A 14,084-nucleotide genomic window follows, 5' to 3' on the forward strand; every position below is an offset into this window, starting at 1 on the left:
CTGATCCGCATCCCGGCGACCCCGACGCTGCTGCAGCCGCTGGTCTCCACGGTGCCGCTGCAGGTCTTCGCCTGCGAGCTGGCCACCGCCAAGGGTCACGAGGTCGACCAGCCGCGCAACCTGGCGAAGTCCGTCACCGTCGAATAGCGCAGCACCCCCGCCCACCGCGCACCGTCGCCGCCGCCCGTCCCGCCGAAAGACAGTGCCATGGCTCCACGAGCATGCACCCCGCCGCTCCTGCTGGCAGCCTGCCTGTGCCTGCTCACGGCCTGCACCCCGAACGGCACTGCCGCCCCGGAGCCCCCGAGTACCAGTCCGTCGATCCTGCCCGGCCTGCGTCCGCTGCCCGACGTGCTCAACGGCGTCACGATTGACGACGTGTCGGCCCTGCCCCAGCTCACCGCCTCACTCAAGGCACTCCCCCAACAGCCGACCGCACGCATCGTTTTCGACCGGGACACACCGGCATCCGACTACGCCACCACCCTGGCGGCGCTGCAGCCGATCAGCTACCTCATGGCCGAACCGGTCGACTCCTCAGAGGTCGCCGCCACGTCCCCGGCGGAATACCACTCCAGGACCGCTGCCCTCCTGGCAGCGTTCGGCACCCGGATCGACATCTGGGAGATCGGCAACGAGATCAACGGAGAATGGCTGGGCCCCACCCCCGACGTCACGGCCAAAGTCTCGGACGCCTACCACCAGGTGAGCGCAGCGGGCCTGCGAACGGCGATCACGCTGTACTACAACCCGGGCTGCGCCCCGGACACGGCCCACCAGATGCTCCCCTGGGCCAGGAAGAACGTACCCGAAGAACTGAAGCGGGGTCTGGACTACGTCCTCGTCTCCTACTACGAGGACGACTGCAACCATTACCGCCCCCCGCTGTCCGAGTGGAACCAGGTCTTCACCGAGCTGGCCCGGCTGTTCCCCAACGCCAGGGTCGGCTTCGGCGAGAACGGCACGCCCGACCACAATGCCCCGCTCGAGCGGAAGCTGGAGCAGCTCACCCACTACTACACCCTGCCAATCAGCGCGCCCCGCTACACGGGCGGCCACTTCTGGTGGCACTACGCCGAGGACATGCTCCCCTACCCGCCGGCCAACGCCATGTGGACCGCCCTCGCACACGCGCTGACGACGACACCTCCGTGATCCTGGAGGAGATCATGACGCAGACGATCGGTCCGCACACCCGGCCACCGCTGTCCGACGGCTCGCTCGCGGCCGTTCGAGCCACCATCACCGCCTTCGCCCCGCGCCGCCTCCCCGAACTGGAGCGGGAGCGGGACCAGGCGTTCTCGCAGGCACTGGGGACTGGCAGCATCGGCCCGGTGCACCTGTTCCTCCAACGGTGGCGGACCGTCGCCGCCACCGAGCGCGACCTGGCCATCGCCGCCCGCCTCTTCTGCGACGACCGCGAGGACCGCAGCACCGGGGAACACCACGAGAACGACCTCGAAATAGCCGCGCTCCTCCTGATCGCCGCCACCGAGAAAAATGCTCCCGAGAGCAGTCGATTCATTCACTGAACACCGGCGCCGACCACGGCCGGGGCCGGATACTCATAGACCCCTGTTCACAGATCAACTCTTGACATATCCCCCCACCAGGTCGCCCGCCTGATTCCATTGAAGTGATTCACGTGAGCCCAGAACACCTCCGCACGGGCGTCCCCGGAAACCCCGCCCTCAACATCCTTTTACTGAGCCGGGACGATCCGTTCATCCTGGATCTCGACAGGGCCGGCCTCTACTGTGCCGAGATTGCCCGCAGGCTTGCGGGAAGAGGCGCGAAAGTAACGCTCGTCACCGCTCGAAGCGCAGGATCGAAGGCGCAGGATTCGATCGACGGCATCCGGATCGTTCGCACCGACGGCAGGCACGGCCTGCTCGGCCCGTCCGCGCTCTACCTCCTCAAACACCGCCACAGCTTCGACGTGGTGGTCGAATTCTCGGACCGCCCCTCCTTCCTCGCCCCACTGTTCGCGCCCCGCTGGACCACTGACGTACGCGTCATCAACCACAGCCGCAGGCCTCCGCTCGACCTTTCCGCCGGACTCCCCCTCAGGCTGGCAGAGAAGTGGGCCGATCTGGCGGTCTACCGCGGGAAGCCGATCGTCGTGCCCTCTCGATCGGCAAGGTCCAATTTGCGCGAGGAGATCGGATTCCACAACCCCGTGTACATCGTCCCGGGGGGAAATCCTTCACCAGGGCCGGCGATGCCTTCGGAGAAGACCGCCCATCCGTCGGTCGTCGCCGTCGGCCACCTGGTTCCGGAAGAACACATGGGATGGCTCATCAAGGCTGCGGGCCTGCTGGTGGGCACCCGGCCCTATCTGCGGGTAGACATCGTGGGGGACGGCCCGGAGCTCCCGCATCTGCGCGCCATGGCCGAAAATTACGGCATCGGAACTCATGTCACCTTCCATGGTTCCGTCGGAGAGGAGCGGAGGAACATCCTGCTCGCCCGGGCCTGGCTGGCGGTGGTCATCGGCGAAGCCAGCCTCACCGCAATCGAGGCGAATTCCGCCGGGACCCCCGTGGTGACCTTCGACGCGTCCGTGCCGCGCGAAACCGGGAGGAACGTCCGGGCCGAAAGGATCATCACGGCGGGCAGCAATCTCGTCTCCGACATCGACAAAAGCCTCTCGAGGCTGCAGCTGCGCGAGGAACGGGAACAGGCAGCACAACGGTGCCGGGCCCGGTCCGCCGAGTTCTCCTGGGACAGGAGCGCAGAGCAGTTCGTCGACATCATCCTGGAGGAACGGCGGCGGATGCTGGCCCATCGCCGCACCCGGCGCCGACCGAACGACTGCTCCGTGTCCGTGCTCTTCCAGGCCGTGGAAACGGAGGCAACCGAGCGGGCCCTCCGCACCGTGGTGAGACAGACCGACCGATGGACGCGCGCGGGCAACGATTTCTCGATCGTCCTGAACGGGTGCGACGAAATTCGCGCCGCAACCGTCCTTCAGCGCCTGGGGCCGGGCGAGGCCACACTGGTGCTCCCCCACAACGAGGCGCAGCTGATCCCTCCCGCCGGGGCTCTGCCGTGATCGGCGCACCCCTTGTGTTCACGGCACCTCCCTGGCCGGTGGCACAGCCTTTGTCCGGCACGGGATCTTGACTGCGGCGGTCGCGTCGGGGCGCGAACGCCTTGCCGATGGTGTTGGGTTGTCAGTGGTGGTCACGAACCGTGGAGGCCGTCATGCGGGAGCCCGAACTGACACCGGAGGAGATCGCGCTGGTCCGGGAGTACGTGGAGATCGCTCCGGGGGCGGCCATGGACCGGATCGACGTCCACCGGGCCCGGATCGCGAAAGCCACCGGCGGCGGCCGGTTCCGCAAAGTAGGTCCCGGGCTGTACGAGATCGTCGCCGGAATCCCGCGCTCCGAACAGGGCGGCACGTAGTTCCCGCACGGGTATGACTGTCAAGCAACGCGACCACGCAGCGGGACCCAATCGGCGGGCGGCCGGCCCGCCGGGGACGATCTCCCCCATCGCAGGTGTCTGCGCCGGCACGACGGCCGCTGCCTCCCTTTTCCGCACCGGCCATGACCGCCCGCCCGTGCTCCACGACACCCGGTGGCGCCGGAAGCCTCCACCGGACACACGTCAGAACCCGCACACCGGCACCGGCAGCAGAACTGCAAGGCCGCAGTACGCGACGTTTGAACAGCATGCTGGCGCGGCCGTGTTCGGTGTGCACGAGAAGCGGCAGCACCGTCTGACTCGGTGTCCGGGCCTTTCCGCTGTCAGCTTTCTGCTCGCCGGGCTTGGCTGGTGAGTCCCGGAGCGACGAGGGTGAGCCAGCGGGCGCGGGCTGCGGGCGGCTGGTCGGTGGGGGCGGTGGAGAACAGCAGGTAGATGTCGCCGACGGTGACGTCGGGGTGGATGTCGCCCTCTGTCTGGCCGGCTCGGATGAGGGCGGCGACGGCGGCGCCGGCGCGGTCCTCGTCGGCGCGGTCGCCCGGCTGTGCGCCGAGAGCCTGTGCGGCGGCCTTGACGGCCCGGTCGGTCACGGACGCCTCGATGACGCGGCCGAGGAACGCGGTCAGCTCGTCCATCGCGCGCGCGCCGGCGGCGACGCGGGCGAGGGTGGCTTCGGCGTCGTCGGCGACGCGGGCGACGTACTCGGCGACGACGGCCGCAACGAGGTCCGTCTTGGTGGGGAAGTGCCGGTACAGGGTGCCGACGGCCACGCCCGCGGCGGCGGCGATCTCGTCCATGCCGGCTCCGGGGCCGTGGGCGGTGATCTGCTCGCCGGCCGCGGCGAGGATCTTCCTGCGGTTGCGGACCGCGTCGGCGCGCGGCGCCCTGGCCTGGGTCATGAAACTCGCCTGCCTTTCCACTTGCATCAAGGTGAACCAGGGTTCAGGATATATGGTGAACCACAGTTCATGTTAAGTGTGAGGACCCCCGCCATGCCCGCCAAGACCGCCCTTGTCACCGGTGCCTCCTCCGGCATCGGCGAAGCCACCGCCCTGAAGCTCCACGAACTCGGCTACACCGTCTACGGAGCCGCCCGCCGCACCGACCGCCTCGCCGAGCTCGCCGAGCGCGGCATCCGCCCGCTGGCGATGGACGTCACCGACGAGGACTCCATGCAGGCCGGCATCAAGCAGATCGTCGCCGAGACCGGCCGCATCGACGTCCTGGCCAACATCGCCGGCTACGGCTCCTACGGCGCCCTGGAGGACGTCCTCCTGGACGAGGCCCGCTACCAGTTCGAGGTCAACGTCTTCGGTGCGATCCGCCTGACCCAGCTCGTCCTGCCCCACATGCGCGCCCAGCGCTCCGGCACCGTCGTCAACGTCACCTCGATGGGCGGCAAGATCTACACCCCGCTCGGCGGCTGGTACCACGGCACCAAGTTCGCCCTCGAAGCCCTCAGCGACTGCCTGCGCCTGGAGGCCAAGCCCTTCGGCATCGACGTCGTCGTCATCGAACCCGGCGGCATCGCCACCGAATGGGGCGCCATCGCCGCCGACAAGCTGGAGAAGTCCTCCTCCGGCGGCGCCTACGCCGCCCAGGCCGCAGCCGTCGCCTCCTCCCTGCGCTCCGAGGCCAACGCGAACCGCAACTCCCCGCCCACCGTCATCGCCGACGCCATCGCCAAGGCCGCAACCGCCCGCCGACCCAGGACCCGCTACGCCACCGGCTTCGGCGCCCGCCCACTGATCGCCCTGCGCCGCATCCTGCCCGACCGCGCCTTCGACGCGATCATCTCCCGCGCGGTCGGCCTGCCCCGCTGGATCCGCACCCCCGAGACGGCACGCTTCACCGCCGGCCTGTAGCCAGACCACACAGCCATCTCGGGGCCGGGGCCGGATCCCCGCATCCGGCCCCGGCCCCGGTCGCAAAGGCACCCCGAACACCGCAGCCAGGCCACCCGCGCCCCGGCCACACGCACGGGCACATCACCACAGCCTGCCGGAAATAGGGGCGGCAACTCCGTCCGGCGCCGGGCGGCGCATCGCCAGCCGCGTCACACGCATCAAGATCGTCCACCAGTGGAGCCCCACCTCCGCCCCGGACATCTACCGCCGCTGGCAGCCCGCCGTGTGCACCGCAGTGACCACCCTGGACGCCGTCACCGGCTGGACCATCCCCTGCCCGCCCGCCCTGCAAGAACCCTGCAATGTCCGGGGTGCCGGCCCGGCACGCAGCCGGCACCCCGCATCCTTTGGTTTATGTGGTGATGGCTCGGGCCGGGCCGTCGCCGCATGGACCCTACGAACACCACCCACACGAAGGAAACCCCGTGGCCACCGACCGGGCCGGTGGGGTTCGCTCAGCGCGTGGGCGTGTTCGGCCGCGCAGTGCGCTGGACCTCGGTCACCTGCACGTCCTCCCTTTCGGAGGCACCGAACGGCTCGACGATCACGCCGCTGCTGGTGCCGGTGACCTCCAGGGCCAGGTTGTTGCCCATGAAGCGCAGGTCGACCCGCACCCGGAGCGCGCCCGCAGCATCCGGCATCCGGTGGATCCGCGAGGCCGGGTAGTCCAGGCCGGTCAGCCTGTCGCGCATCGCCTCGAAGCCGGTTGCGCGGGTGCTGCCGAACGCCTCACGGATGCGCTTGGCGTGTTCGCCGGCACCGCACTCGTCCACGGCGGTCAGCGGCACCTCCTCGACCGGCTTCGGACCGGCGGGGCCGGAGTCCGGCTCGGGGGCGTCCGAGGGAAGCGGGACCGGTATGTCCCCGTCCGCGTTCGGGGTGCCCGGCGGCGTCTGCCCCGGGCCGTACCGCGGCGTGACCTCCTCCCCCGCGGCCGCCAGGTCCTCGGGTCTGGGCACCACACCGCCGCCCTTGTCGGCCAGGGCATTCGGGGCGCACTTCTGCATGACGCGGGTGATCAGCGCGAGGAAGCGCATCTCCGGGTCACTCGAGTTCGACAGGGCCTCCGCCGGGTTCCTCGCCGAGTCGGCGCTGCCCGCGAGGGTGTGACCGGCGGCGGCGTTGGGCTGGGGGGCGCAGCCGGCCAGGACCAGGCAGCCGAACGCGGCGGCCAGGACGGGCTTGGGGAGGGAGATCTTTCGCATGCCCGCAATCCTGGAGGCACGCGATCTTCGCGACCATGAGTACGCGTACTCACCTCAACCCGGCCTGACGCTCATTCACCCGGATCCGGAGACCGGATCGTTCGTCCTGGTCGCAGGCCTTGCCACCCGCCGGGCCCGCAGCCGCCGGCGGCCTCACCCGGCCGACGGGTGCGGGACGGCCCGGCCGTTGCCTGAAGAAGGGGACACGACGGCCCGGCCGACGGGTGCCCAGACTCCCTCGCATACTCACGGGCCCGCGCCAGCGCCGCGACACCCGCCTCGTCGCACTCCGCCACGCCCTGCAGCTCCAGCACCAGGCCGCCCGGACACGCCCGCGCCGCCGACAACAGCACCTCCGGCAACCCCGCGGCACAACGCCCGTCCAGGACCAGACGATGCGGCCCTGGACGTCGGTCACGGGGTATAGGCCGGGGGACCGCCTTGACGGACTCCACGCGCGACCAGTACGGGTCGCCGATCTTGTAGGCGCCCAGGGCGCGGGCCAGCAGCGGGATGTGGACGCGCTGGAGGAGCGGACCCGGCGGCGGCGCGTCCTGGGGTGACCGCGGCCCCGGCAGGACGGCGCTCACTCGGACTCCTCCGTACCGAAGGCGAAGTCGTCGGCGTTGCCGCCGGTCGCCGTGGGGTCGGCCGTCCGGTCCCGCAGCCTCCGCAGGTGCTTGCCTGCCTTCTCCACGGTGTCCCCGAGGACGTCCAGCTGCTCCTGCCGGCCCTGCCGCTCCCCGCTCGACATCTCCCTGTCCTGGGGGCTTGCCCGCGGCCCCACCCACTCGGTCGATCAGCCCTGACGGGCCTTGAACCGCGGGTCCCGCCTGTTCAGGACGTAGGTCTTTCCGCGTCGGCGGACGGCCTGAGCCCCGGGCTTGACTTTCAGCATTCGAAGTGAGTTGCGCACTTTCATCTGCTCGTCCTTTCGCTCGCACTCCGCCGTCTCTGGCGTCGCGAGCACGTCAACGAGGCCCCGTCGGTGGTTGTTCCCGCTGCAGATGGAGCTCGTGGGCGGCGGCTTGGCTCGTTGGCGGCACCCCCTGCGCACGCGAGGCGCCGCAGGGTCGCATGGTGAGCTCCCCTACGCCCGCGGAGCCGTGCACAGCGCTCCGGCTGGCTGCCGTTGTTCGGTCGCCGACGGGAACAGGACATAGCGGGCGGTGTCCGCAAGCGGCTGCGGGAGAAGTCGAGGTCACGCCCGTCATTGATGAGGGAAATCGTGCACGTGCCGGCGGGCGAGGCCGCCTGAGCTGTCCGGCGGGCCTGCGCGGAGAGACGATGGAGGGCACCGGGACGGAAGGCGAGGTCGAGCGACGCGACTGGATCGGACGAGGCCGCCAGTATCGGTGGCAGGCAGAAGGAAGGCCGGGAATGAGCGCCTCCGATACGGGCCCGCCTCCGGTCGGCACGGTACGGGCTGCCGTGTCCGAGCCCGGTGGCCTGCTGGACCTGCTGGGTGTGGCCGCAGCGGTGTTGGACGCGGATGGGCGGGTCGCCCTGTGGAGCCCGCAGGCCCAGGATCTCTTCGGCTGGAGCGCCGAGGAGGCGCTTGGCCGGTACGCGGCCGAGCTACTGGTCGCCGAAGAGAACCGGGCTCTGATCCTCGAGCTGTTCACCGAGGTGATGAGTGGCGGCGGGCGCTGGGCGGGGGTGTTCCCGGTACGGCACAAGGACGGCAGCACCCGGCTGGTGGAGTTCCGCAACATGCGGTTGCAGGACGAGCGCGGCCGCCTCTACGCCTTGGGGATCGCCACCGACGAGGCCACGCTACGTGGCGTCGAGCGCGATCTGGCCCTGTCGGCGCGGCTGGTGGCCCAGTCCCCGATCGGGCTGGCGGTGCTGGACACCGACCTGAGGTACGTCCTGGTCAACCCGACACTGGAGCGCATCAACGGCCTGCCGGCCGAGCAGCACCTCGGTCACGATGTCCGCGACGCGCTGCCGTTCCTCGACACCGGGGCCCTCGAGTCCGCGATGCGCCAGGTACTGGCGAACGGCAAGCCGCTGGTGGATCAGTTCACGGTCGGCCGCACATATGCCGATCCGGACAGCGACCACGCCTGGCGAGCGTCGTACTTCCGGCTGGAGGACTCAGCCGGGCAGGTGATCGGCCTGGCCGTCACGGTGGTGGACGTCACCGAGCAGCACCGCACGGCCGCCGAGGCCGCCCGCGCCCGACAGAGACTGGCACTGGTCGCCCAGGCGTCCATACGGATCGGCACCACCCTCGACCTTGGCCGGACCGCCCAGGAGCTGGCCGACTTCGTCATCCCCGACCTCGCCGACGTCGCCGCGGTCGACGTTCTCGACTCGGTCCTGAGCGGACGCCCGCCCGCACACGGGCCGGTCGCGGGGCCGGTGACCCTGCGGGCCCTGGCCGTGGCGGCGGCCTGCCCCTCCGACGCCTTGCGCGCCGCCGACCCGGTCGGGGAGATCGCCAAGTACGAGGCCGACCGCCTGGTCACCCGGTGCGTGACCACCGGCCGTCCAGTGCTCGTGGCCCACGTGACGGGCGAGGACCTGCCGGGCATTGCCCGAGACGGCGAGGCCGCAGCCGTGCTGGCCCGAGCAGGCCTGCGCTCCTACCTGGCGGTGCCGCTGATCGCCCGCGGCGAGGTGCTCGGCGCCCTGGACCTCAAGCGCCTGCGCGATCCGCTGCCGTTCGGCGAGGACGACATCGTGCTGGCCGAGGAGCTTGCCGCCCGCGCCGCCGTGTGCATCGACAACGCCCGCTGGTACCAGAGCCAACGCAACACGGCCCTGACCCTGCAGCGCCACCTGCTGCCGCACGTGCCCACGCGGCCCGTCGGTCTCCAGGTCGCCTCCCGGTACCAGCCCGCGGGACGTGCCGCGCTGGCCGGCGGTGACTGGTTCGACGTCATCACGCTGGCCGGCGACAAGACCGCCCTGGTCGTCGGCGACGTGATGGGCCATGACATCAACGCCGCCGCCAGGATGGGCCAGCTGCGCACCGCCACCCGCACCCTGGCCGATCTCGACCTCGACCCCGCTCAGGTGCTGCACCACCTCGACCGCGTCACCGCCGAACTCGGCGAGACCACCGCCACTTGCGTCTATGTCGTCTACGACCCGCACGGTAGGCGGTGCCGCATCGCGCTGGCCGGCCATCCGCCCCCCGTGCTGGACCGCCACGGTCGGGCCCCGGTGCTGCTGGAACTGCCCCCGGGTGCGCCGCTGGGCGTCGGAGGCGTCCCGTTCGAGTCCGCCTGCGTGGAGCTGGCGCCCGGTGACCGGTTGCTCCTGTACACCGATGGCCTGGTGGAGACCCGTGACCAGGCCATCGACACGCGCCTTGATGCCCTCATGAGCCTGCTCCGCGGGCCCAGGCTGTCGCTGGAAGCAACCTGCGACCGTCTGCTGACCGCACTGCGGCGGGCGGACGACGACGATGACGACGTGGCCCTGCTCATCACCGAGATCCACTCAGCACCGGGTCCGGCCGGACACACGGCGTGAGGGATGCGGACGCCGATCCGAGCGGCCGAATGTCTTGTCGGTCCGCCGCCGTAGCCCGCTACTCGGCCTCCGCCGGGCCGGTGAGATGAAGTTTGCGCTGGGCGTGCTGGTAGAAAGGCGGTTCCGCCGAGCCGGATCACCCGTGCGGCTCGGCGGGCCGCATGACGACGTCGAAGACCTCTCCGGGCCGGGCGGCTCCCTCAAGCCGGCCGTCCGCTTCGACCGCGAGCTCTCCGCCGGCGGGCAGGACTTCGAGGGCGAGCTTCTCGCCGGCCGAGAGGAACAGTGCCAGGTTGAAGGCGGAGTGCGGGGCGACCCGGGTGGGGAATTCCGCGACGCTCGAGTGGCCCGAGGTGGGAAATTACGTGACCGCCGACACCTCTTTCCTCCGATCGGGATGCCGCATGGGTCATCAGCTCCCTGCACCGCCGGCACTGCGCGGCGGAGTTCCTCGCCAGGATCGATCGGGAGGTTCCGGCCGGTCTCGACATCCACCTCGTCTGTGACAACTGTGAGCATCATGGAGTGCTGCCGGGGGCTGGAAGCCTGACCCGTGTGACAACTGGCATCAGTTGCCTTGGAGTAGAACTGTCGGCTTCCCACCCCTGTGCAGTGCTTGCCGGCATCGGCCCGGTGGACGTGTCCCGATAGGGGCTTTGCGGGAACAAAGCACCGTCACAGTTCTGACCGTCCACCGGACCGGCGTTAGCCACCAGCCCCAGTCCGAGGAGCCCTGTGACCGTCACCAGCACGCCCCAGACGACCTTGCCCGTGCAGCGGCTCTCCGTCGCGGAGGAGGTGGTGCTCGGGGTGGACACCCCGGACGCGGACATCCGCATCGGGTACGCAAAGTGCAGCCACCTCACCCAGGAGCTGCAGTCGCAGCTGGACGCGCTCAGCGCGCACGGCATCCCGCGCGACAAGATCTTCTCCGAGAAGATCAGCACCCGCGTCAGGGTCCGCCCCCAGTTCGAGGCCGCGCTCGCCCTCGCGCGCGAGATCAAGGCCCACGCCCCGCACTGCCGCGTGCTGTTCACCGTCTACGAGATGAAGCGACTCGGTCGGGACGCCGCCGAACTCACCGCGCCGGCCGACCACCTCACCGCCCACGGCCTGGTCCTGGAGATGCTCGCCGGCCCGCTGCCCGGCATCTACGACCCGTCCGGCCCCGGACGGATACTGTTCGGCTTCTTCGCCGCCATGGCGAAGACCGAGCGCGAGAGCATCCGCGAAGCCACCCTCGAAGGACTCGACGCCGCCGCCCCGCAAGGGCAAGCACGGCGGTCGGCCGCCGGTCATCACCGACGACATGCTGCACACAGTGCTGCGACGCCGGGCAGCGGGCGAGTCCGTCGAGCAGATCCGCCCCGACCTGATCATCCCCACCGGCAAGCGCAAGAACCGGAACCCGGGCCTGGCCGGCATCTACCGGGCGCTCGCCGAGCACGAGAAAGCGCCAGGCGCACCCCGAAGCCGTCGCCCAGACCCACACCGACTTCGCAGCCCTCCAGGTCGGCTGACAGCGAATCAGGGCTTCAAGATCATCTCAAGGTGGGTTTTGCAGGCACCTTGGCTGGACCCCCGGATGCCCGTGGGGGTATGGAAACTGAAGGGACTTCAGTGGGAACCCGGAGATTCGTCGCCGTGCTGCGAGGGGGTGGACCCGTGGGTTCGTGGTGAAGCCACGGTATCGGCTTCGGTTGACTGTTCCATGAGTTGCCGTGCGGAGGGCGACGCAACAAATCGCGGTCTTCTCGTCGATGAAAAAGATCGGAGCCTCACGACCCGAGCGAGGGCATTGACGGACCGCCACCACCGATCATGATCGTTCTCACCGATACTGACTGTCCGGCTGGTCCCCATGGCCGGGCTCGCGGGTCCGGGTCGACTACAGCGGCGAGCGGCCCGTACTCGCGGTGAAACTGCAGGAGTTGTTCGGCTGGTCTGCCGCCTTCGCGCTGGCGGACGGGCGGGCCCCGCTGACCGTCCACCTGCTCTCCCCGGCTGGGTACCCGGCCGCCGCCACCGGCGACCTCGCGTCGTTCTGGCGCGAGGGCTACCGCGCCGCGCGGGCCGAGCTCCGCGGCCGCTACCCCCGCCACCCGTGGCCGGAGGACCCGGCTGCGGCCGAGCCGACCCGACGGCTCAACACGCCCAACCGGGGAGCGCCACGGGCAGCCCGGGGTCAGCCGCCACCCGAGCCGGCCGAGGCCGAACCGCCGGAGGCAGATGGCTGGGTGACGGCGACGGCGCCGCTGGAGTCTGTCGAGCTTGCGGTGTCCGTACTGCTGTCACTGAGGTCGGACATCGAGGTACTCGCCCCCGAGGAGCTGCGTCGCGGGATCGTGGAGACGACGGCGGCCGTGCTCGACCGGTACCGACCAGCGGACTCATCAGGCCGGGCGGGGGCCGGCGATCTCAGCAGCAGTCCGGCGGACAGGGTCGCCAGCAGCGCAAGGGCGGCGAGGACCCCAAAGCCGTAGCGCGTGTCGCTGTGGTCGGTGACCGTCGCGACCAGGAACATCACAGCGACCGTAGCCGCCAGCCCGCCACCGTTCGCCAGCCCGAAGACCCTGCCCACAGTGGCATCATCGGCCGAGGTCATCAGCATGGTCCGGGAGGCGATCCGGGCCTGCCCGAAGAAGAACGCGCCCAGCGGCACCCCGACGAGATAGCCGACGATCCCGAACTGGCTCTGCAGCACCAGGCCAACATTGCAGAGCAGAAAGCCCACGACGGCGATGCGAAGGTCGGGACTGCGTCTGCTGACGATCCGGTACGCACCGGTGGCCGCCAGGAAACCGAGGCATCCGAGAGCGTCCACGGCACCGAACGTCGCTGCCCCCAGACGGAGTTCACCGATGACGGCGGTGGGCAGCAGAGCATTGAATACCGTGACGACCGCGCTCCCCTGGGCGTAGAGCAGGATGAAGCGGCGCATCCGCAGCGGCCCGCGCGGAGCCGCTGCCGGCGCTGGCCCTCCGGCAGCGGTGGCCGTCAGCGCCCGGTCCGGGCGACGCCCCACCGCGGCGACGCAGAGCGCCGAGACGATGAAGGTCCCGGCGTTGAACACCAGCAGCGGCACGGCACCGAACGCCTGGACGGACAGCCCGCCGATCGTCGCCGACAGCAGCATCCCCGCCTGGGTCCCCATCTCGTAGCGGGCGTTGAACCGCCGCAGCCGGTCCGCCGGGACCCGTTCCTTGATCAGCGCGGAGCTTGCCGGGAAGAACAGGGCACCGACCACGGCGAGCGCCAGATTGACGCTGTAGATGCCGGGCCCCGGGGAGCCTCCGCAGACCAGCCACAGCGGCAGTACGAGGGCCAGCGCCGCACTGGTGCCATCGCAGCCGATCCACAGGGCCCGCCGGTCGAAGCGGTCGGCCAGCCGTCCGAAGAAGGGCGACAGCAGCGCCTGCGGCCCGGCTACGGCGATGAAGAGCCAGCCGACGGCCATCATGGTCTGCTGCTCCCTGATCATGAGCAGTGCACCGACGATGAGCTGGACATTGTTGCCGAGAGCGGTGGCGAAAGCAGCGGGCACCAGCAGCCGCTCGGCCCGGCGGGAGTGGTGACTGAAGATCATGGCACCACTGTCCGGAGGTTCACTGACATCTTCTGTCAGTGAACCTCTTTCATCCTGTCTCGTCGGGTGAAATGCCTAGTCAGCGGGTCCAGTGACGCAACAGGGCCCCTCGTCGTTGCCGTGGTGATCTCACTCATCACGTCGCCGCCGAGGGGCCCTGTTGGTCTCGTATCGAGCCATGCTCGACGTCCCGCACGAGCTCGTTGAGCACGTCTCCTGGCTGATCCATACCCGAAGGTGCGAACTCGGATCACGATGGCGGAAGTTGGGCTGCTTCAAGCAAGCACTGCCGGTCCTGGCCCACCTGCGGAAGAACGAGACACCCGCGCAGGTCGGAGCCGGGTTCGGGGTGTCGGAAGCGACCGCCTGGCGATACGTCGACGAGACCCTCGAGGTCCTGGCCGCATGGGCGCCGGGTCTGCGCGAGGCGCTGGTCGGTCTGGGAGAGGGCGACTTCGTGATCGTCGA

At 70.1% G+C, this 14,084-nt stretch carries 11 protein-coding genes and 4 pseudogenes; 10 read left to right on the plus strand and 5 right to left on the minus strand.

Annotated features, from left to right (window positions below; translation table 11 throughout):
* Positions 1-207: 207 nt before the first annotated feature.
* The 4 genes from AB0M03_RS37960 (at position 208) to AB0M03_RS37975 (ending at position 3,411) form a co-directional block, all read left to right on the plus strand.
* The gene (locus AB0M03_RS37960) at positions 208-1,155 is read left to right on the plus strand and encodes a hypothetical protein (RefSeq protein WP_363500813.1); all 948 of its coding nucleotides are present in this window, start codon (positions 208-210) and stop codon (positions 1,153-1,155) included.
* Between the two features lie 14 nt (positions 1,156-1,169).
* On the plus strand, positions 1,170-1,532 hold the full coding sequence (locus AB0M03_RS37965; protein ID WP_363500816.1) for a hypothetical protein: 363 nt from the start codon (positions 1,170-1,172) through the stop codon (positions 1,530-1,532).
* Between the two features lie 113 nt (positions 1,533-1,645).
* Positions 1,646-3,055 (plus strand): glycosyltransferase family 4 protein, encoded by a 1,410-nt coding sequence (locus AB0M03_RS37970; protein ID WP_363500819.1) that lies wholly within the window; start codon positions 1,646-1,648, stop codon positions 3,053-3,055.
* Between the two features lie 152 nt (positions 3,056-3,207).
* Positions 3,208-3,411 carry a hypothetical protein gene (locus tag AB0M03_RS37975; protein WP_363500822.1) on the plus strand — a complete coding sequence of 68 codons (204 nt, stop codon included), beginning with the start codon at positions 3,208-3,210 and terminating at the stop codon, positions 3,409-3,411.
* Positions 3,412-3,755: 344 nt separating this feature from the next.
* Here AB0M03_RS37975 and AB0M03_RS37980 read toward each other — a convergent pair whose 3' ends face one another.
* Entirely contained in the window at positions 3,756-4,331 is a 576-nt protein-coding gene (locus tag AB0M03_RS37980) for a TetR family transcriptional regulator (protein WP_363500825.1), read from the minus strand.
* Between the two features lie 93 nt (positions 4,332-4,424).
* Between AB0M03_RS37980 and AB0M03_RS37985 the strand changes: the two genes are divergently transcribed.
* Entirely contained in the window at positions 4,425-5,297 is an 873-nt protein-coding gene (locus AB0M03_RS37985; protein WP_363500828.1) for an oxidoreductase, read from the plus strand.
* Between the two features lie 497 nt (positions 5,298-5,794).
* Here the strand turns inward: AB0M03_RS37985 and AB0M03_RS37990 are convergent, their stop codons facing one another.
* The 3 genes from AB0M03_RS37990 to AB0M03_RS38000 all read right to left on the minus strand — a co-directional run bounded on the left by AB0M03_RS37990 (position 5,795) and on the right by AB0M03_RS38000 (position 7,466).
* Entirely contained in the window at positions 5,795-6,544 is a 750-nt protein-coding gene (locus AB0M03_RS37990; protein WP_363500831.1) for a hypothetical protein, read from the minus strand.
* A 586-nt stretch (positions 6,545-7,130) separates the two neighbouring features.
* Complete coding sequence (locus AB0M03_RS37995; RefSeq protein WP_363500834.1) at positions 7,131-7,298, minus strand: hypothetical protein; 168 nt, start codon at positions 7,296-7,298, stop codon at positions 7,131-7,133.
* A gap of 45 nt (positions 7,299-7,343) precedes the next feature.
* The gene (locus tag AB0M03_RS38000; protein ID WP_363500837.1) at positions 7,344-7,466 is read right to left on the minus strand and encodes a ribosomal protein bL36; all 123 of its coding nucleotides are present in this window, start codon (positions 7,464-7,466) and stop codon (positions 7,344-7,346) included.
* 509 nt (positions 7,467-7,975) lie between these two features.
* Between AB0M03_RS38000 and AB0M03_RS38005 the strand changes: the two genes are divergently transcribed.
* The 4 genes and pseudogenes from AB0M03_RS38005 to AB0M03_RS38020 form a co-directional block, all read left to right on the plus strand.
* Positions 7,976-10,030 (plus strand): SpoIIE family protein phosphatase, encoded by a 2,055-nt coding sequence (locus AB0M03_RS38005; RefSeq protein WP_363500840.1) that lies wholly within the window; start codon positions 7,976-7,978, stop codon positions 10,028-10,030.
* Between the two features lie 735 nt (positions 10,031-10,765).
* Complete coding sequence (locus AB0M03_RS38010; protein ID WP_363500843.1) at positions 10,766-11,710, plus strand: recombinase family protein; 945 nt, start codon at positions 10,766-10,768, stop codon at positions 11,708-11,710.
* Positions 11,711-11,898: 188 nt separating this feature from the next.
* Positions 11,899-12,174 (plus strand): annotated as a pseudogene (locus tag AB0M03_RS38015) (ATP-dependent helicase C-terminal domain-containing protein); the annotation flags it as partial.
* Positions 12,175-12,246: 72 nt separating this feature from the next.
* Positions 12,247-12,513 (plus strand): annotated as a pseudogene (locus AB0M03_RS38020) (WYL domain-containing protein); the annotation flags it as partial.
* A gap of 83 nt (positions 12,514-12,596) precedes the next feature.
* On the opposite strand, the pseudogene AB0M03_RS38025 reads toward AB0M03_RS38020, so the two are convergent.
* A pseudogene (locus AB0M03_RS38025) lies at positions 12,597-13,616 on the minus strand (MFS transporter); the annotation flags it as partial.
* 120 nt (positions 13,617-13,736) lie between these two features.
* Between AB0M03_RS38025 and AB0M03_RS38030 the strand changes: the two are divergent.
* A pseudogene (locus AB0M03_RS38030) lies at positions 13,737-14,084 on the plus strand (transposase family protein); the annotation flags it as partial.

Origin of the sequence: Kitasatospora sp. NPDC051914, from assembly GCF_040680995.1 — a bacterium.
Classification (GTDB): Bacteria; Actinomycetota; Actinomycetes; order Streptomycetales; family Streptomycetaceae; genus Kitasatospora.